Origin of the sequence: Streptomyces sp. NRRL WC-3742 (assembly GCF_000720635.1) — a bacterium.
Taxonomy (GTDB): domain Bacteria; phylum Actinomycetota; class Actinomycetes; order Streptomycetales; family Streptomycetaceae; genus Kitasatospora.
In genome coordinates this window covers 20691-39676 of sequence record NZ_JOCF01000075.1, presented here as the reverse complement: position 1 = coordinate 39676, position 18986 = coordinate 20691, and the positions used below count along the sequence as shown (strand labels likewise).

The 18986-nt window shown below is 70.5% G+C and carries 14 protein-coding genes; 5 read left to right on the top strand and 9 right to left on the bottom strand.

Features of this window, described 5'->3' with window-relative positions; translation table 11 throughout:
- Positions 1-243 precede the first annotated feature (243 nt).
- A complete protein-coding gene (locus tag IH61_RS0132935) occupies positions 244-546 on the bottom strand; it encodes a hypothetical protein (protein WP_031076643.1) in 303 nt (100 codons plus the stop codon).
- Positions 543-1724 carry a hypothetical protein gene (locus IH61_RS0132930; RefSeq protein WP_158845545.1) on the bottom strand — a complete coding sequence of 394 codons (1182 nt, stop codon included), beginning with the start codon at positions 1722-1724 and terminating at the stop codon, positions 543-545. Before IH61_RS0132930 ends, IH61_RS0132935 begins: the two co-directional genes overlap by 4 nt.
- A 247-nt stretch (positions 1725-1971) precedes the next feature.
- On the opposite strand from IH61_RS0132930, the gene IH61_RS0132925 reads away from it, so the two are divergent.
- From IH61_RS0132925 to IH61_RS0132910, 4 genes are all read left to right on the top strand, one after another.
- Positions 1972-2493 (top strand): ATP-binding protein, encoded by a 522-nt coding sequence (locus tag IH61_RS0132925; protein ID WP_031076639.1) that lies wholly within the window; start codon positions 1972-1974, stop codon positions 2491-2493.
- A gap of 84 nt (positions 2494-2577) precedes the next feature.
- Positions 2578-3177, top strand: coding sequence for an AAA family ATPase (locus IH61_RS0132920; RefSeq protein WP_031076637.1), 600 nt, complete (start codon positions 2578-2580; stop codon positions 3175-3177).
- Positions 3174-3707, top strand: coding sequence for a class IV adenylate cyclase (locus IH61_RS0132915; RefSeq protein ID WP_031076634.1), 534 nt, complete (start codon positions 3174-3176; stop codon positions 3705-3707). The genes IH61_RS0132920 and IH61_RS0132915 overlap by 4 nt, the downstream gene beginning before the upstream one ends.
- 13 nt (positions 3708-3720) lie before the next feature.
- Positions 3721-4815: a radical SAM protein gene (locus IH61_RS0132910; RefSeq protein WP_037973680.1), complete on the top strand. Its 1095-nt coding sequence runs from the start codon at positions 3721-3723 to the stop codon at positions 4813-4815.
- A gap of 1017 nt (positions 4816-5832) precedes the next feature.
- On the opposite strand, the gene IH61_RS0132905 is transcribed toward IH61_RS0132910, so the two are convergent.
- From IH61_RS0132905 to IH61_RS0132885, 5 genes are all read right to left on the bottom strand, one after another.
- Positions 5833-6657 carry a hypothetical protein gene (locus tag IH61_RS0132905; protein ID WP_158845542.1) on the bottom strand — a complete coding sequence of 275 codons (825 nt, stop codon included), beginning with the start codon at positions 6655-6657 and terminating at the stop codon, positions 5833-5835.
- Between the two features lie 102 nt (positions 6658-6759).
- Positions 6760-11706, bottom strand: a complete 4947-nt coding sequence (locus IH61_RS0132900; protein WP_031076627.1) for an NAD-glutamate dehydrogenase — start codon at positions 11704-11706, stop codon at positions 6760-6762.
- A gap of 284 nt (positions 11707-11990) precedes the next feature.
- Entirely contained in the window at positions 11991-13616 is a 1626-nt protein-coding gene (gene pruA, locus IH61_RS0132895; RefSeq protein WP_031076626.1) for an L-glutamate gamma-semialdehyde dehydrogenase, read from the bottom strand.
- A gap of 148 nt (positions 13617-13764) precedes the next feature.
- Positions 13765-14421, bottom strand: a complete 657-nt coding sequence (locus IH61_RS0132890; protein ID WP_031076622.1) for an HAD family hydrolase — start codon at positions 14419-14421, stop codon at positions 13765-13767.
- A gap of 47 nt (positions 14422-14468) precedes the next feature.
- Complete coding sequence (locus IH61_RS0132885) at positions 14469-15620, bottom strand: helix-turn-helix domain-containing protein (protein ID WP_031076620.1); 1152 nt, start codon at positions 15618-15620, stop codon at positions 14469-14471.
- A 179-nt stretch (positions 15621-15799) separates the two neighbouring features.
- On the opposite strand from IH61_RS0132885, the gene IH61_RS0132880 reads away from it, so the two are divergent.
- The gene (locus IH61_RS0132880; RefSeq protein ID WP_234327429.1) at positions 15800-17056 is read left to right on the top strand and encodes a L,D-transpeptidase; all 1257 of its coding nucleotides are present in this window, start codon (positions 15800-15802) and stop codon (positions 17054-17056) included.
- Positions 17057-17096: 40 nt separating this feature from the next.
- Here the strand turns inward: IH61_RS0132880 and IH61_RS0132875 are convergent, their stop codons facing one another.
- Both IH61_RS0132875 and IH61_RS0132870 read right to left on the bottom strand, forming a co-directional pair.
- A complete protein-coding gene (locus IH61_RS0132875; RefSeq protein ID WP_031076616.1) occupies positions 17097-17606 on the bottom strand; it encodes a DUF6912 family protein in 510 nt (169 codons plus the stop codon).
- Positions 17607-17675: 69 nt separating this feature from the next.
- The gene (locus IH61_RS0132870; protein WP_158845538.1) at positions 17676-18815 is read right to left on the bottom strand and encodes a patatin-like phospholipase family protein; all 1140 of its coding nucleotides are present in this window, start codon (positions 18813-18815) and stop codon (positions 17676-17678) included.
- Between the last annotated feature and the right edge of the window lie 171 nt (positions 18816-18986).

Below are 18986 nucleotides of genomic sequence, written 5' to 3'. Positions count from 1 at the left end.
ACCCCACCCCACCCCACCCCACCCCACCCAAATACGCTGGGGGCCTGGCCGTTTCCGGCCAGGCCCCCAGCGTATGCAGAAAATCCAGAGAATAACATCTCCGGAAAACGTGGCCTTCAGTCAGGAAATTGATCCAGAATCGACGGCGGCCCCGGCCAAATTGGCCGGGGCCGCCGAAACGATAAGCGATATGATCCGAATCGACCGGCCTGAGCACTTCTCAGGCCGGTCACCCTGCGGCCGTCAGGCGTCCCATGAAGTCACGGTGGGCGCTGACCACTCTGCGGCCGTCGCTGCGAGATCATCCGGAAGCAGGGCGACCAGCAAGGCCCTTCCGTCAGCAACGGCCTTCAACGCGGCTTCCTGAGCCTCGTCCTTGGTGTCGAACATGCCATCACCCACGGTCTCGTTGTGGGGTGGTTCGCCAACCTCCCCGACCCACTGCGACGCCCCCGGCCATACCCGAACATGGGTGAGCCGGGAAGGCTCCGGAAGCCCGATAACACCCCGAGCTGCGGCTTCCTTGATCACGTCTTCGATCGTCATGTCTGGGCTCTCCTCATCTCGGCCAGTGCGGCGTCCAGTCGCGCGGAGCGGACCACAGTGGAAAGGTCGGTAGCTGTGTGGGCATAGTGCTCGGCTTCTTCCCGCGCGCCCTGGCGATAGAGCACTGTTGCCAGTTGGGCGGTATCGATCGCCTTCGAGCGAGCACGGTTGGAGGTCTGGGAGTCCGCGGCTCGGCGGAGGCGGGACACCAGGTCGGAGACAGGTCTCCCCTTGACCGTCGCGAGCAGGTAGAGGGCGTGTCCGGTCTCGCCGTGCAGCTTGTGCTCGGTGAAGTACCACATCCAGCGCGGCTCGCTACGGAGATCACTGACGCGGCTGTAGATCGACTCCGCGAGAGCGATCTGCCGCATCACCTCGGGTTCGTCGCCCTGGATCGCGTACGCCTGGGCCTTGACCGCCGCGATCATTGCAAGCGCCGACAAGGGCACGTTGCCCATGGCCATGTCTGCCAGGGCAACTGCCTCTCCGGACCTACGCTCGGCGATCTCCTGGCGGGCGAGACCGGTTGCAACATGGCACAGCAGTCCGTCGTCCCCGGCTTCCTGGGCCGCCCTAAGGCCGAGCCCGAAGGTGCTTCGTGCGGGAGCGCTCTGGCCCGCATCGAACGCCGACCACGCTGCGAGGTCAGCGAGATTGGCGATCTGGCCGCACAGCCGATCTCGAACACGCGGTCCCATCGACGACTTGGTGAGGTCGACAGCGCTTCGCAGTTCACCGAAGGCCAGATGACGAGTGGCAAGACCTCCGCTTCGCCGGTCCCACTCCTCCAGAGCGAACGTTCGCTCTGCGATGTCGTCAACGTCCTTCATCCCAAGGGTAGATGGGGATGGCATCACGTCAGGCAGGATCGAGGCCAGGGAGACGGACAAGAAGTCACGGCGCTTCGACTCACCCACCTCCTCACGGTCCCGCCGGGTCCGTTTCGGGAACAGTCCCAGCTCTGCGTTCGTGGCCACGCCGAAGACGCCGCGCAGGGCATCACGGACATCCGCGTCGGGCCAGCGGATCACGTCACGTTCTAATCGGCTGATCACATTGGCGTCAATCGCCGACTCACGGCCGGTCGCGGCCTTGATCCGGCCGTTCACCCGGCTCGCGACCTCGCCTTGGGTCCACTCTCGCCCGAGGCGAAGCCTTCGTAGAGCGTCGTTGGTCATCTGAGGCCCGTCTCTGCGGTGCCGTCGGTAAGGGCCAGACAGCCTAGTGAACTGCCTAGCGTCTGCCTACAGGATCGCCCTGTCCCTACCCGGCCCGCAGGCGTTTGATGGTTCTCAGTCGCCCGGGGTGATCGGCCGGTTACGCCGGTGCTGTCGGGAAGGCCCCCGGGCGACGCCAGTGCAGCTCGAACCCGTGCCTCGGTCAGGCCGGGTCCTCCTCTCGCAACTCCCTACGGCCGGAGGCCGTATGCCTGTCGACGACCACCCGGCCACATTGATGAGCCCGACCGGCACCGCCTCGTTGCCGGTGCCGCAGGAATGGGATGTCGAACCGGAGCCGGCGGCCGTGCCGCCCTCTCGTCGTCTGATCCGCAGGATCGCAGAAGCATGGCGGGTGCCCATGTCGGACGCTGCCCTGCGAGATGTGGAGTTGTGCGCCAGCGAGTTGTTGGCCAACGCCATCGAGCACACCCGCGCCCAGTGCCGGGTCACGGTCCGGTGGACCGGAGAACGGCTGCGGGTGGAGGTCACCGATTCGAGCCCGACCCTTCCGGACCGGGAGGCCGCGCAGGACACCGTCACAGGTGGCCGTGGACTGCTCCTGATCGAGGGGCTCGCGCATTCCTGGGGCTCACACCCCAACGGCCCGGGAAAGACCGTGTGGTTCGAGTGCGCGGCTGACCAGTCGATCATGGGCGCCCGCCGCCTGGCAGTCCTCCTGCGCGCCGCCAACGACCGGACCACGGGTCACCCGAGGCGTTCGGCGTAACCCCGAGGCACTCGCCCCCCGGGATGGCCGAGGGGCGAGTGCCGCAATACACAACCCGCGAATCGACCGAGGAACGGAGTTCGCATGGACACACCCCGAGGATCCTTCATCACCCTCGACGGCCTCAGCGCCAGCGGGAAGACCACCGTCGCCCCGCTGGTCGCGGCCCTCGTCAACGGCGTCCACCTCACGCACGACGCCTTGCCGGCGTTCCCCCGCATGCGCGCGGAGGTGGATGCCACCGGCATCCTGCCCGCCCGGTTTCACTGGTGGCTGATGGCGAACCACATCACCTCGGCGACGGCCCGAGAACTCACGGGGAGCGGGCGAACCGTGGTGGTCGAGTCCTACTTCCCGCGCACCATCGCCACACACAGGGCCATGGGGCACGAGTGGGCCCAGGAGTACCCGCACGGGGCCTTCATCCCGAATGTGCCGATCCTGCTGGAGGTCGACGAGCGGGTTCGCCAAGAGCGGATCCGTCGGCGAGCCGAGCGCGGGACGCTGAGCTCCTGGCACCAGCGGGAGGAGCCCAACACAGCCGAGAGCTCCCGCGTCTACAGAGCCTTCGGCCTTCTCCGTGTGGACGGCACCGGCCGCACGCCTGAGGAGGTGGCCCACGCCATCGCCGATATCGTTCGCTCGCGCGTCCCGCACAGCATCGAGGAAGGCAACATTCAATGACCGCAACTGAGTTCGAAGCAAAGATCCTCAACGTCGAGCCGGAGAAGATCCGAGCGCTGCTGACCGAGGCAGGGGCCGAGCACGTAGCCGACCGCTTCCAGCGCCGCTACGTCTACGACATCCCCGATCGGCCCGGCTCCTGGATCCGCCTCCGTGACATCGGCACCAGCGTCACGCTGTGCGTCAAGGAGATCCACTCCGACGCGATCGACGGCGTGACCGAAACGGAGACGACCGTCGACGACTTCGACACCATGAACGTGCTCCTCGGCAAGCTCGGCTACCAGCCGAAGGCGTACCAGGAGAACCGCCGCTCCTCCTGGACCCTCGGCGGCGCGGCCATCGAGATCGACGAATGGCCGCTGATCCCCCCGTACCTGGAGATCGAGGGGGACAACGCCGATCACGTCCACGCAACGGCAGCCGTGCTCGGCCTTCCCCGGGCCGAGCTGACGAGCGAGAACACGACCAAGGTCTACCGCCGATACGGGATCGACATCGAGGCGATCCCCCGGCTCATCTTCGAGTGACAGGAGACAAGCCTTGCCCACAACCAAACCACCGGCGACCCGGGTAGTCCGGGACAGGACCATCCGCATCAAGGTGATCGACGACTGCGGGTTGGCCTGCACGTTCTGCCACAACGAGGGAACCCCGGTCACCGCCGACAACCGGGGCCGTACGCTGCTGCCCTTCGCCACGGGCCCCGGCAGGACCGGACGCGTGTCGATCTACAGCGAGACGAACGGCGTCAACTTCCTCGCCGCGAGGATGGCCCCGGACATCTCCTTCCGGCGCGCGGTGCGAACCGTGACGAAGGCGTTCAGCGCCGACGAGGTCCACCTCACCGGAGGGGAACCCACTCTCCACACCGAGGTCTCCGTGCTGGTATCGACGCTCACCGCAATGGGCCTCAGCGTCGGAATGACCAGCAACGGCGAGCGCGGCCGACAGGTCATGCGGGACTGCTCAACAGCGGGCCTCAACCGAGTCAACGTCTCCGTCTTCGGCACCACCGCGGAAGAACTCCAGGCTGTCCAGTCCCAGCGCTTCACGTCCAGGGGTCTGGCCGAGGCGAAGATCCGCGCTGCCGAGCAGACCGTCCGCGCCGCCGTCTCCAACGGCGTGAGAGCCTCCGTGAACATCGTCGTTCCCGGCATGGCCCACGTGAACCGGGTCGTCAACCTGGTCGAGTCGTACGGCCAGTTCGCGGACGTGCGGATGCTCACCAGCATCCAGGACGGCGCGGAGTCGACTGCGGCGATCTCCGCAGTACTCGACCGGGTCGGCGCGGAGCCAGTGCTTCGGACGTTCACCGCTGGCACCTCCGACGAACGCACCCTCTACCGGGCACTCGGCAGCAGGGCTGTCTACGTCAAGCGACTGCTGCCCGTGCGCCTCCCGGAAACCTGTACGTCGTGCCGGTTCAACAATGACACGGACTGCCAGGAGGGCTACTACGGCATCCGCCTGTACCTCACCGACCGGGGCGAATACATGGTCGGCGTCTGCATCCAGCGGATGGACCTCTGCGTCCCCGTGGCTGAGCTGCCGAAGAGCGGGATCGTAGAAGAGGTGCAGGCATTCAAGGATGCCGAAGTCCGGCGGCTGACCAGTCAGTACGGCGCCGCTGCCTGAGCGGCGGCGCACCCACCGTCACAGAGACCGTGGTCAGCGGACTTTCCGAATGGTTCGCACTCCGTGTAGTGGCTGTGCTACTTTCCGCATCAACAGAACATGGAAGACCCCGGCGGTGGTGGAACACCCCGGGGTCCGGCACAGGAGCTGACACTCCCAATGCAGATTCATCGTAGCGCTCACGCGCGCTGTTTCACCGTACTTCCGAACAGCCTCCTCCAGGACCGTCGCCTCAGCTACACCGCTCGCGGCCTCCTCGCCGATCTCCTCTCCCGCCCCGACGGCTGGCGCGAGGACGGGCGACACATGGCCGACAGCAGCACGCAGGGGCGCGGCGCGATCCGTCGGGCGCTCAACGAACTCAAGGAAGCCGGGTACTACCTGGTCGAGACGGTTCGGATGCCCAACGGCACACTTCGTACCGAAGTGCAGGTATACGACACTCCGCAGCGCCCGGCGCCACCGAGTGACCGCACTTCGGGCCCCGGTGAGCCCGAGACCGGCCTCCGTGACAGTCTTCTGGTAAAGAACCCGGGAGAAGTACCCACCCTCCCGGCCCAGTTGACGCGAGCGGACGAGCAGACCCGCAGGGCGGTGGCCGCGCTCTTCCGCGCGATCCGGCCCGAACCCCGGCTGCGCCTCGGCGAGGCCGAGGCGCAGCAGCTGGCACCGCTCGTGGTCCAGTGGCTGGAACGCGGCAGCACGGCAACCGATTTGGCCAATGCCCTGCTCTCCGGCCTGCCCTCACCATTGCACTCCCCGGTGGCGATCCTGCGCGACCGGCTCCGACGCAAGATGCCGCCCGTGCAGGCTGCGCCGCCACCCTCGTACGCGGAGTGCGCCACGTGCCACGATCCGGTGCCCCAACCGGGCATCTGCCGCCCGTGCGCGGGCCTCGGCGCCAGAACCGTCACGGTCGGTGGTGGCGCCGCCACCACAGCGGGCGGTGTCGCGCGTGCGCGCGCGGCGCTACGCGGGCACGGGCTCACCACCGCCGCAGTCATGCGGTTCGGGCTGTCAGGCGGTGCACTTCAGGGTGCGGTTGGCCACGGCGAGGGTGGTGACCTTGCCGTCGGTCACGACGAACTCGTAGTTCCAGCCCTGCTGGCCCTCGACGGGGAGGGTGAAGCTGCCGTACTTGTCCTTCACCAGGCCCTTGGAGCCGTAGGCCGCCTGGACGGCGTCGGTGGTGGAGCCGACGCCGATGCCCTCGGCGGTCTTCGCGTCGGACGGGGCGACGAGTTCGCGCAGGCCGGAGGTGGCGAAGGAGACGCGGCCGCTGGTGGCGAACGCCTTGTTCCTGGTCTCGCGGGCGGTCAGCATGTCGACGCTGGACTGGGCGGCGTCGGCCATCAGCTTGGCGTCGGCGGCGGAGTTCTGGGCCGAGCCCGCGGCCTGGGCGGCGATGGCCGCAGAGTCGGCGGCGGAGGCGTTCGGCGGCAGGGTGGGCGCCGGGGCGGGCTTCTTGGCCGCCGCCGCGTCCGCCTTCCCGTTGAGGTCCTTGAACTTGGCCTCGGTGGCGGCCTCGGCGTCCATCCGCGCCTTGTCCGGCGCGGGGCCGCCCTTGTAGACGAAGTCGGTGCAGCCGTCCATCAGCGAGACCGGCGCGGTCTCCAGGGTGCCCCCGGCCAGGGCCGCGTCCTTGGTGATGCCCGGCTTCAGGCCCCGGCAGCCCGCGGCGCCGAACGCCTCCGGGCCCTTGCTGGTGGCCGCCGCCGAGGCCGCTGCCGGAGCCGCGTCGTCCTTCTTCTTGTCGGACGAGCAGGCCCCCGCCCCGGCGACGACCAGCGCCACCATCATGCTCGCAGCGACCACGCGAACCGATCTGCGGTTCATCTTCATCTCAAGGCCCCCCTTGTCGAATTCGATCATTCTATCCAAGGCACGAGAGAGGCCCGCACCCGGTTTCCCAGGTGCGGGCCCCACCGAGGGCACTGCCGGGTGTCAGCGCATCGAACCCGTGCGCAGCAGCGTGCGGATGACCCGCATCGCGACCGACAGGCTGGACAGCTCGTAGTTGTCCGAACCCCTTATGTCGTCGAGGGTGCTCTTCGCCCTGTTCAGGAGGGTGGAGTTGAGATCCGCCCAGGCGCTGTAGCGCTCCTCCGGGGTGGCGCCCTCGGAGCCGCAGGCCAGGATGTCGGCGGTCAGCGCCGCGTGCGCCGCGAAGAGGTCCTCGCGGATGGCGGCCCGGGCCATCGACGACCAGCGGTCGGTGCGGGGCAGGTCGATGATGCGGTCGAGCAGGTGCGAGATCTGCAGGCGGTCGCCCAGGTCGTAGTACAGCTCGGCGACGTCGGCGACGTCCTTGCCCGAGCGGTCCGCGACCTCGGTGATGTCCAGCGTCGGGAAGGTGGAGGACAGGCCCGCGATCCGGACGGCCAGCTCCTCCGGCACCCCGGCGCCGGCGAGGTCGCCGTACACCTTCTCGTACCAGGCCAGGTCCTCGCCGCGCAGCGGCTTGGGCAGCGAGCCCCAGACCTGGTTGACCCGGTCGTGGAAGAACTCGATGGTGCCGGCGATGTCGAGCGGCTGGCGGCGGTTGTTGAGCATCCACCGGGTGGCGCGCTCGACGAGGCGCCGCGAGTGCAGCCGCATCTTGGTCTGGACGCGCGCCGGGACCTTGTTGTCCAGGCCCTCGATCTGCGCCCAGATCTCCTCCAGGCCGAAGACGGCCCGCGCCGCGGTGTGCGTCCGGGCGATCTCCTCGTAGGTGGCGCCGGTCTCCTCCTTCAGGCGGAAGGCGAAGGTGCAGCCACCGCGGTTGATCGTGTCGTTGACGATCAGCGTGGTGATGATCTCGCGGCGCAGCGCGTGGTTGTCGATCGCGTCGGCGAACCTCGTCCGCAGCGCGCTGGGGAAGTACTCGTGCAGCGCGGTGCGGAAGTACGGGTCGTCGGGCAGGTCGGTGGCGAGCAGCTCGTCGGCCAGGATGATCTTGGTGTAGGCGAGCAGCACGGACATCTCGGGCTGGGAGAGCCCGCGGCCGCTCTGCTGGCGCTCACGGATCTGGCGCTCGGTGGGCAGGAACTCCAGGCCGCGGTCGAGGCGGCCGGCCGCCTCGAAGCGGTTGATCATCCGGGCGTGGACGTTGACCATGCTGTGCGCCTGGGCGACGGCGTTGGCCAGGACGACGTTCTGCGCGTAGTTGTTGCGCAGCACCAGGCGGCCGACCTCGTCGGTCATCTCGGCGAGCAGGGTGTTGCGCTGCTTGACCGTCATGTCGCCCTCGGCGACGACCTGGTTGAGCAGGATCTTGATGTTGACCTCGTGGTCCGAGGTGTCCACACCGGCCGAGTTGTCGATGGCGTCGGTGTTGATCCAGCCGCCGCTGCCCTCGGGGCCGCCCACGGCCGCGTACTCGATGCGGCCCAGCTGGGTGCAGCCGAGGTTGCCGCCCTCGCCGACGACGCGGGCGCGGACCTGGTCGCCGTTGACGCGGATGGCGTCGTTGGCCTTGTCGCCGACCTCGGCGTTGGTCTCGGTCGACGCCTTGACGTAGGTGCCGATGCCGCCGTTCCAGAACAGGTCGACGGGCGACTGGAGGATGGCCTTCATCAGCTCGGCCGGGGTGAGGCGGGCCTCCGTGATGCCCAGCACGGCCCGGACCTGCGCGCTGACCTGGATCGACTTCGCCGAGCGGGGGAAGACCCCGCCGCCGGCCGAGATCAACGACTTGTCGTAGTCGTCCCAGGAGCTGCGCGGCAGCTCGAACAGGCGGCGGCGCTCGGCGTAGGAGACGGCCGCGTCCGGGTTCGGGTCGAGGAAGATGTGGCGGTGGTCGAAGGCGGCGACCAGGCGGATGTGCTCGCTGAGCAGCATGCCGTTGCCGAAGACGTCACCGGACATGTCGCCGATGCCGACGACGGTGAAGTCCTCGCTCTGGGTGTCGACGCCGAGCTCGCGGAAGTTGCGCTTGACCGACTCCCAGGCGCCGCGGGCGGTGATGCCCATGCCCTTGTGGTCGTAGCCGGCCGAGCCGCCGGAGGCGAAGGCGTCGCCCAGCCAGAAGCCGTACGACTCCGCGACGCCGTTGGCGATGTCGGAGAAGGTCGCGGTGCCCTTGTCGGCGGCGACGACCAGGTAGGTGTCGTCCTCGTCGTGGCGGACCACGTCGGCGGGGTGGACGACCTCGCCGGCCACCAGGTTGTCGGTGATGTCCAGCAGCGCCGAGATGAACGTCTTGTACGAGGAGACGCCCTCGGCCAGCCAGGCGTCGCGGTCCACCGACGGGTCCGGCAGCTGCTTGGCGACGAAGCCGCCCTTGGCGCCGACCGGCACGATGACGGTGTTCTTGACCATCTGGGCCTTGACCAGGCCGAGGATCTCGGTACGGAAGTCCTCGCGCCGGTCGGACCAGCGCAGACCGCCGCGGGCGACCTTGCCGAAGCGCAGGTGCACGCCCTCGACCTGCGGCGAGTACACCCAGATCTCGAAGGCCGGGCGCGGGGCCGGCAGGTCCGGGATGGCCTGCGGGTCGAACTTCATCGACACGTAGGAGTGCCACGCGCCGGAGCCGTCGTGCTGGAAGAAGTTGGTCCGCAGGGTGGCCTTGATGAGGTGCAGGAAGGAGCGCAGGATGCGGTCCTCGTCCAGCGAGGCGACCTCGTCGAGCGCGCCGGACAGCTCCTCCAGGATGCCCTCGGTCAGCTCGTCGGCGCCCAGGCGGTGGCTCGGGCTGAGCCGGGCCTCGAACAGGTTGACCAGCAGCCGGGTGGTGTGGGTGTTGTTGCGGAGCGCGTCCTCCATGTAGTCCTGGGAGAACGTGGAGCCCGCCTGGCGCAGGTACTTGGCGTACGCGCGCAGCACCGTCGCCTGGCGCCAGGTCAGCCCGGCGGTGAGGACCAGCTCGTTGAAGCCGTCGTTCTCGGCCTTGCCGGTCCAGGTGGCGGCGAAGGTCTCCTGGAAGCGCTCGCGGGCCTCGTCGGGGAGGTCGGTGGCCTCGCGCAGCCTCAGGCCGAAGTCGTACACCCACGCGGTGGTGCCGTCCGAGCGGCGCAGCGCGTACGGGTGCTCGTCCAGCACCTCGACGCCCAGGCGCTGCAGCACGGGCAGGACCTCGGTGAGCGAGATCGGGCCGCCGACGCGGTAGATCTTGAAGCGGCGCTCGTCGTCGCCCGCGCCGACCGGCTGGTACAGGTTCAGGCGGAAGTCGCCCTCGCCGTGCAGCGACTCGATCTGCTTGATGTCGGCGACGGCGGTGCGCGGCGGGAAGTCGGCGCGGTAGCCGTCGGGGAAGGCGTTGCCGTACTTGTGGCCGAGCTCGGCGGCCTTCTCCTCGCCCAGCTCGATGTGCAGCTGGTCGTGGAAGCCGTCCATCCAGAACCGGGCGGCCTCGGCCAGGCGGTTCTCGATCCGCTCGATGTCGCTGTCGGTGAGCTGCGGCAGCGCGGTGCCGGGGGCGACGCGGACGACGAAGTGCAGACGGGTCAGCACCGACTCGGTGGCGTACACCGTGTAGTCGATGGTGGCGCCGTTCAGCTCCTCCTTGAGGATGTCCGTGATCAGCAGCCGGATGCGCGTGGTGTAGCGGTCGCGCGGCAGGTAGATGAACGCGGAGAAGTAGCGCCCGTACTCGTCCTGGCGCAGGAAGAGGCGCAGCTTACGGCGTTCCTGCAGGTAGAGGACGCTGGTGGCGATGGAGAGCAGCTCGGAGGCCGGGGTCTGGAAGATCTCGTCCCGGGGGAAGGTCTCCATGATCTGCAGCAGGTCGCGGCCGTCGTGGCTCTCGCTGGAGAAGCCGGAGCCGTCCAGTACCTCCTGCACCTTGCGGCGCACCACCGGGATGCGGGTGACGGACTCGGTGTACGCGGCGGAGGAGAACAGGCCGAGGAAGCGGCGCTCGCCGATCGGCTCGCCGGCGGCGTTGAACTTCTTCACGCCGACGTAGTCGAGGTAGGCGGGGCGGTGCACGGTGGAGCGGCTGTTGGCCTTGGTGAGGACGAGCAGCTTCTTCTCGTGCGCCTTGGCGCGCACCGGCGCGGAGAGCCGGCCGAACGCCTCGGAGACGGGGTGGTGGGCGCTGTCGTGGCTGTGCGGGTCGGAGCGCAGGATGCCCAGGCCCGTGCCGGCGACGGCCTTGAGGACCTCTTCGCCCTCGTGCTCGACGAGGTCGTACTCGCGGTAGCCGAGGAAGGTGAAGTGGTCGTCGGCGAGCCAGCGCATCAGCTCCCAGGCTTCGCCGACCTCCTGCTCGGGCAGGGCGGCGGGGGGCTCCTCGGCCAGCTCGTCGGCCAGGCGCAGCGCGCTGTCGCGCATCTTGCCCCAGTCCTCGACGACCTCGCGGACGTCACCGAGGACGCGGCGCAGGCTGGTCTCGATGGTGCGCAGGTCCTCGCGGTCCGTCTCGCGGTCGATCTCGATGTGCATCCACGACTCGACGGTCGCGTCGGCGGGCCACTCGGTGCCGGCGGCCTTGCTGCGGGAGCAGGCGTCGATGTCGAGGATCTCCAGCAGCTTGCCGGTGATGTCACGGCGGACGAGCAGCTGCGGGTGGATCACGATGTGGATCGCGCGGTCCTGGCGGGACAGCTCGTTGGTGACGGAGTCGACCAGGAAGGGCATGTCGTCGGTGACGACCTCGACCACGGTGTGGCCGCAGGACCAGCCGTTCTCCTCGACCGAGGGGGTGTGGACCCGCACCTCGGCGGTGCCCTGGGGGCGCTTGAGGCCCAGGCGGTAGTGGGAGGCGGCCGCGCCGTACACGTCGACCGGGTCGCGGTCGACCAGGTCCTCGGGCGCGGTGTGCAGGTAGTAGTGGTGCAGGTACGCGGTCAGAGCACCGTTGCTCAGACCCTCCCCCGGCGCCGCTCCCCCCACCTGGCTGTTCTCAGCGGCTGCGGCTGCCTTCTTGAGCAGTTCGGCCTTGGCTGCGTCCAGCTTGGTCTGCATGACTTCTTGGCTCCTGTCGCGCGCCGTTGCGTGACTCGGTGGTGTGTGGATGAACACCGACGGGTCTATCGCAATCCTGCCGCACCATCCGACTGAAAGGGGCTCATGGCACGCATGAAACGCCCTCACAGTGGGTAGGACGATTCGTCCTGCGAAAGCCACCCGACGACGCCAGCCAGCCTAACCGGATCAATCGAAGGTGCACAGGTACAGGTAGGCACAAAGGTGCAGGATGTCCGGGCCGTCCTGGACACCATGTCCAAACCGGAGGCTGATGTTCGCTTTTAGCCCATATGGGGGTAACCGGATGTGGTCGGCGGGACGAAGGTCTCCTTGATCGCCCGCGCCGAGGTCCAGCGCAGCAGGTTCTGCGCGGCGCCCGCCTTGTCGTTGGTCCCGGAGGCCCGGGAGCCGCCGAAGGGCTGCTGGCCGACGACGGCCCCGGTGGGCTTGTCGTTGATGTAGAAGTTGCCCGCGGTGAACCGCAGCTCCTCCACGGCCTGGGCGATGGCGTAACGATCCTGCGCGATCACCGAGCCGGTCAGCCCGTACGGGGCGCCCGAGTCGACGCGGCCCAGCACGTCCTCCCAGCGGGAGTCCTCGTAGACGTGGATCGCGAGGATCGGGCCGAAGTACTCGGTGCGGAAGATCTCGCCCCGGTGGTCGGAGGAGACCAGGACGGTCGGGCGGACGAACCAGCCGATCGCGTCGTCGTACTGGCCCCCGGCCGCCAGCTCGACCGTCGGGTCCGCCTTCGCCCGGTCGATCGCCGTGCGGATCCTCTCGAAGGCCCGCTTGTCGATCAGGGCGCCCATGAAGTTCGACAGGTCGGTGACGTCGCCCACCGTCAGGGCGTCGACCTCGGCGAGGAACTCGTCCTTGATCCGCTGCCAGAGGCTGCGCGGCAGGTAGGCGCGGGAGAGCGCCGAGCACTTCTGGCCCTGGTACTCGAAGGCGCCGCGCACCAGGGCCGTCCTGAGGATGTCCGGGTCCGCCGAGCGGTGGGCCAGCAGGAAGTCCTTGCCGCCGGTCTCGCCGACGATCCTCGGGTAGGTGCGGTAGCCGCCGATGTTGGCGCCGATGGTCTGCCAGAGCGACTGGAAGGTGGCGGTGGAGCCGGTGAAGTGCAGCCCGGCCAGCGCCGGATCGGCCAGCGCCACCGGGGAGACCTGGAGGCCGTCGCCGGTCACCAGGTTGATCACCCCGGGCGGCAGGCCCGCCGCCTCCAGCAGCCGCATCAGGTGGTACGCGGCCAGCGTCTGGGTCGGCGCGGGCTTCCAGACCACGGTGTTGCCCATCAGCGCGGGGGCGGTGGGCAGGTTCCCCGCGATCGCCGTGAAGTTGAACGGGGTGACCGCGTAGACGAAGCCCTCCAGCGGGCGGTGGTCCACGCGGTTCCAGACACCGGGCGAGGAGATCGGCTGCTCGGCCATGATCCGCCGGGCGAAGTGGACGTTGAAGCGCCAGAAGTCGATCAGCTCGCAGGCGGAGTCGATCTCGGCCTGCTGGGCCGTCTTGGACTGGCCGAGCATCGTGGCCGCGTTCAGCGTCTCCCGCCACGGACCGGCCAGCAGCTCGGCCGCCCGCAGGAACACCGCCGCCCGGTCGTCGAAGGAGAGCGAGCGCCACTGCCGCCCGGCCGCCAGCGCCGCGTCCACCGCCGCCCGGGCGTCCTCCCGGGTGGCGTTGCCCAGCACGCCCAGCCGGGCGGCGTGGTGGTGCGGCTGGACGACGTCGATCCGCTCGCCCCCGCCGAAGCGCTGCTCGCCGCCGATCGTCATCGGCAGCGGCACCCGCTCGGCCGCCAGCTCGTCCAGGCGCCGCACCAGCCGGGCCCGCTCGGGGGTGTTCGGCGCGTACGTGAGGACCGGCTCGTTGAGCGGCGTCGGCACCTCGGTGACTGCGTCGATGGGCATGACGGCTCCGTCCTGGCGGCTGGTGGGTCACCGTCCAGCCTGACCAGGCAGGGCGCGATCCGCCCGTTCAGACACGCGGGCGGCGGACGTGGTGCCCGCCACGTATCCGATCAGCCGATCAGCCGGTGAGCCGGTGAGCCGATCAGCCGGTGAGCCGCCCGGCCAGCTCCACGGCCTCGGCCAGGCTGTCCACCACCGGGACGCCGATCGGCTCCAGCTTCTCCCTGGTGTGCGAGCCGCCCGTGTACAGCACCGCGTGGGCGCCGGCCGCCAGCGCCGCCAGGGCGTCGTCCGCGGCATCGCCGATCAGGACCGTACGGGCGGGGTCCACCCGCTCGCCGAGCCCGGCCAGGTGCCGGACCAGCGACTCCGCCTTCTTCCCGCCCGCCGGCCCGCTGCGGCCGTCCACCCGCAGGAAGCGGCCGGTCAGCCCGAAGGCGTCGACCAGCGGCACCAGCTTCTCGTGCTCGTACATCGACAGCAGCGACTGGCTGTTGCCCGCCGACTCCCAGCCGTCCAGCAGCTCCCGCACGCCCTCGGTCAGGTCGCAGGCGGGGCTGAGCTGGCGGTAGCGCTCGTGGAAGGCGACGTCCAGGCCCCGCCACTCCTCCTCGGAGGGCATCCGGCCGAGCAGCCGCTCGTAGAAGCGGGGGATCGGGATCTCGTACCGCTCCCGGTACTCCTGCATGGACATCGGGCCGACGCCGATGGTCGCGAACGCGGCGTTGCTCGCCCCGAGCACCGCCTCCATGTCGTGGAAGAGCGTGCCGTTCCAGTCCCAAACGATGTGAGTGCGCACGAGGTCATACGTTAAACGGCGCGGCCGACACCCGGGTAGGGCGGGCGTCACTGCTGGAAGGGGCTCAGCTCCCAGGAGTTCGCGCCGATCGGGTAGTGGTACTGCGTCCGGCCCTTGAGCGCGCTGGTGCGGAACGGCCTGCCGTCGCCGAGGCCGACGGACACCGTGCCCTTCCGGTCACCGCTGGACCACTCCAGCTCCAGGTACCAGCTGACGTCGTGGGCGTCGGTCTCGGCGTTGACCTCGATGACCTCCGGGTCCCGTTCGCTCACCTTGAGCGGCAGTCCGCTCCTGCCCGCGGAGACGACCGGACGGGGGCGGGCCGCGTCCAGGTCGAGGTCGTACGACTGGACGCCGACCCCGCCGCCGCAGCCCTCCCCCACGGCGTAGGCGTTCCAGGTCAGCGGGGCCGCGATCCGGGCGATGCGGACGTTGAGGGCGGTCAGCACCACGGTCTCGCTGCCGGTGCCCTGCACCGTGAGCTTGATGGACTGGTACTTGGCGGGGACCGCCCCGAGCTCGGAGGCCCAGCCGGGGACGTCCAGCACCTCGGGCGGGCGGGGGACCTGCGACGGCGGGCGGTCGACGAGGAACCGGTCGCACTCGGAGTCCCAGCCGGACGGGCGGACGGAGACGGTGATCGGGGCGCTCTCACCCCGGTCGGCGGCGGGCGACGTGGCGCCGGGGGACGGGGGCGCAGCCGTGGCGGGAGCGCGCTCGGGGGCACCGGTCCTGCGATCGACGGCGACGGCTCCGACGGCGGCGAGCACCGCGGCGGCGGCGACGGCCGCAAGGACGCCCCGGCGCACGCGCCGCCGCTTCGGCGCGGCGGAGGTGCGCACGGCCGGCAGCTCCTCCGGTTGTGCCACCGCCTCGGCTTCCGGCTCCGGTGCCGCGGGCGGCTCCGGTTCCGCGGGCGCGGACGCCTGCCGGCTCCCCCGCGCCGCGTCGGCGGCGACCCACAACCGGTAGAGCTCGGCGTGCTCCTCCGGCGTCGCCCGGCACAGCCGCGCGAAGCGCTCCAGCGGGGTGAACTCCACCGGCACCGCATCGCCCTTGCAGTAGCGGTGCAGGGCCGACGTACTCACGTGCAGCCGCTTCGCCAGCGCGCCGTAACTGAGCCCCGACCGACTCTTCAGCTCCTGGAGCAGCCGCGCGACCGCGTCCGCCCCCGTCGATTCCCCGATCCCCTCCGGCACCGGTCCTCCCCCCGCTCGTGCCCCCGTCCCAGCGCCCCGCCGAGGCGTCCCAGGAAGGTTACGTCTCCCCAGTTCAACCACGGTAGGGGCGTCCCCGCATCCCCGATGCCCGGCCCACCGTTGCGGCCGGGACGAACCGGCTCGGAAGCTGACGCCGAACACCGAGAGGGAGCAAACCTGTGAGCACTGTACGGACGGCCCCGGCCGCGATTCGCACCAACGACCGTCTCCGCCGCGGTGCGGTGGCACTGGCGATGGGCGGGGTCCTGCTGATGTCCGCGGCCTGCGGCGACGACAAGGACAAGGCCCCCGAGGCCGCACCCGCCACCGCCGCGACAGCCGCCACCGACGCGCCCGGCGGGGACGCCACCGCGGCGACGCCGAAGACCTCGGCCGCGGTGCTGAACGTGGAGCCGAAGGACGGGTCCCAGGCGGTCGCACCGACCGCGCTCCAGGTGTCCGTCTCCCAGGGCAAGCTCACCGCCGTCGCCGTGACCGACAAGAACGGCAAGCCCGTCCAGGGCTCGATCACCCCGGACGGCAGCGGCTGGAAGCCCTCCGCCGCGCTCGCCCCCGGCACGGCGTACACGGTGAACGCCCAGGCGAAGGACGCCGCCGGTCTGGTCTCCGCGATCACCAGCGCCTTCACCACGGCGGCGGCCGGCAAGCAGGTGTCCACCAACGACAACGTCGCCGACGGCCAGACCTACGGCGTGGGCATGATCGTCAAGGTGGACTTCAGCAGCAAGGTCGTGAACAAGGACGCCGTCGCCAAGGCCATCACCTTCGAGACGGACAACGGCACCGAGGTGAAGGGCCACTGGTTCGGCGACAACCGGCTCGACTTCCGCCCGGCGGACTACTGGAAGCCGAACACCAAGGTCACCATCCACTACCGGCTGAAGAACGTCGAGGTCGCCCCCGGCGTCTGGGGCGACGTCGACAAGGACGAACCGTTCACCATCGGCCGCTCCCAGATCACCACCGCGGACTCCGCCAAGCACCAGATCACGATCGAGCGGGACGGCAAGTCCACCACCGTGCCGGCCACCCTCGGCGACGCCCAGCACCCCTCCTGGGGCGGAACCATGGTCATCATGTCCAAGGAGCCCATCACCCACATGGACTCCCAGACCGTCGGCCTGGGCAAGGAGTACAACATCCCCGACGTCCCCCACGCGATGCGGCTGACGCGGAGCGGCACCTACCTCCACGGAAACTACTGGTACAAGGGGGACCCGTTCGGCACCGAGAACACCAGCCACGGCTGCATCGCCCTCAAGGACGTGGAGGGCGGCCGCGACACCTCCCCCGCGGGGTCGTTCTACAACAGCTCGATGATCGGCGACGTCGTCAAGATCGTGAACACCAAGGAGAAGACCGTCGCCCCCGACAACGGCCTCGGCGGCTGGAACCTCACCTGGGCCCAGTGGTAGCAGCCGCCGGTAGGGCGGCGGCGGGGCGGACCGCGGGTCGTCACCCCAGGAGCGCGGGGATCTCCTGGGTCGCGAACCAGAGCAGGTCGTGGTCCTCGGCGCCGTCCACGGTGAACTGGGCGTCCTGGTCGCCCGCGTCGGCGGCGGCCACGGCCGCCACCGCGGCCGAGACGTCCTCGACCACCTCGGCGTCGGCGACGTCGGCGTGCACGGAGGCCGCCTTCGCCAGCTTCACGGGCCCGGCCAGCACCACCCGGCCGAGCGACGCCTGGTCCTGGTACTCGTCGCCGGGGAAGGGGCGCACGGCCGAGTCGGCCACGTCCAGCGCCACCACGACGCGGCGGCGCGGGGCGTCCGCGTCGGCCGCGAGCAGCCGCAGCGAGGACTGCGCGGCCCGGTTCAGCGCCGCGTACTCCAGCTCCTCCAGGTCGTCGCTGACGTACCACTCGCGCAGCGCCGGCGTCACGGCGTAGGCCGCCGACTCGTCCAGGGCGCCGCCCTGGTACGCCGCCGCCAGGCCGTTCAGGGTGGTGGGCACGTACACGCGCATCGGTGGCACTCTCCGGTCTCGTCCAGCGGCACTGCTACTCAGCGGCCCCAGAATAAGGGCTGTGATCACCTACCGGGCCGCCCGCAGCATCTCGCGGGTGGTCCGCAGGGCGCTCTCCAGCACCTCGCCCCGGCGGACCGGGTCCATCATGTTGGGGCCCATGACCGCCAGATCGGCCGGTGTCGGGGCGAGCAGCCGCACCCGTACGCCCTCGGCGCGCAGCAGCGCGGCCTCGCGCAGCAGCTGCCGGGTGACGGAGCGGCGGTAGCGGCTGACCAGCTGCGCCAGCACCCCGCGCGGGCGGTCCCGCTCGCGCCACTCGCGCAGCGCGGCCAGGGTGCCGCGCTCGCCGGTTCCGGGCCTCGGGGCCAGGCGCAGGGCCATCGGGGCGAGGACGTACACCTCCTCCAGGCCCCGGCCGAGCAGCAGGTCGGCGTTGGTGGCGGACCAGCAGCCGCCGTCCACGTACGCCGAGCCGTTCAGCCGCACCGGCGCGAACCAGCCGGGGATCGCGCAGGAGGCCGTCACCGCCTCGGCGGCGGAGGCGGCCGGGGCGTCCGGATCGCCGAAGACCACCCGGTGGCCGGTGCGGTAGTCCACGGCGGCCACCCGTAGCGGCGCCGCACCGCCCGTGGGCAGGGCCGCCGGGCCGAGCAGGCCCCGCACCAGCTCGCCGACCGGCGCCAGGGAGCCGCGCCCGTGCGGCGCCACCGCCGAGACCATCGTCAGCAGCGGGTACTCCCCCGGGTGCCGCACGGCCTCGCGCAGCAGCCCGGGCGAGCCGATCCCGGCCCGGGGGCGGGGCGGCAGCGCGCCGCCGACCGCCGTGTCGTAGTCGAAGTCCACCCCGGCCAGCGGGCCCTCGGTGATCGGCAGGCCCCGCTGGTGGTCGCGCAGCTGCTCGGGGCGCACCCCGGCGGTCAGCAGCGCGGCGAGGATCGAGCCGGCCGAGGTGCCCAGCAGCAGGTCCGCCTCGCCCGGCGGGCGGCCGACGGCCTCCTCGACGGCGCAGAGTGCGCCGACCGTCCAGGCCGCGCCGAGCATCCCTCCGCCGCCGAGGACCAGGGCCTGCCGGGGCGATCTTGCCGGATCAGCGCGCGGCGTCGGGCGCCCGTCCGGGCGTGCGGCCGGGCCGCCCTCGTACTGGACGTACTTGGGCGGTTCGGCCGTACGTTCAGGCGGGATGATCCGGCGTCGCGTGCCCGGCAAGATCGCCCCGGCAGGGCCTGGGGCCTGCCGGGGCGGGCCGGCCGACGGCGGGGCGTCTCCCGCCACCGCCGGGGCCGGCGTCGCCGCCACCCGTGTCGTCATTCCGGCCGCCCGTCCTCGTGCCGCGCCCCCGGTCAGGCTCCGATCGTGCGCACCCTCGCTGGCCCGGCG

Coding starts and splice junctions, on each gene's coding strand:
- IH61_RS0132935 (WP_031076643.1), bottom strand. CDS start 546: ATGACGATCGAAGACGTGATCAAGGAAGCCGCAGCTCGGGGTGTTATC.
- IH61_RS0132930 (WP_158845545.1), bottom strand. CDS start 1,724: ATGACCAACGACGCTCTACGAAGGCTTCGCCTCGGGCGAGAGTGGACC.
- IH61_RS0132925 (WP_031076639.1), top strand. CDS start 1,972: ATGCCTGTCGACGACCACCCGGCCACATTGATGAGCCCGACCGGCACC.
- IH61_RS0132920 (WP_031076637.1), top strand. CDS start 2,578: ATGGACACACCCCGAGGATCCTTCATCACCCTCGACGGCCTCAGCGCC.
- IH61_RS0132915 (WP_031076634.1), top strand. CDS start 3,174: ATGACCGCAACTGAGTTCGAAGCAAAGATCCTCAACGTCGAGCCGGAG.
- IH61_RS0132905 (WP_158845542.1), bottom strand. CDS start 6,657: ATGAAGATGAACCGCAGATCGGTTCGCGTGGTCGCTGCGAGCATGATG.
- IH61_RS0132900 (WP_031076627.1), bottom strand. CDS start 11,706: ATGCAGACCAAGCTGGACGCAGCCAAGGCCGAACTGCTCAAGAAGGCA.
- IH61_RS0132875 (WP_031076616.1), bottom strand. CDS start 17,606: ATGCGCGTGTACGTGCCCACCACCCTGAACGGCCTGGCGGCGGCGTAC.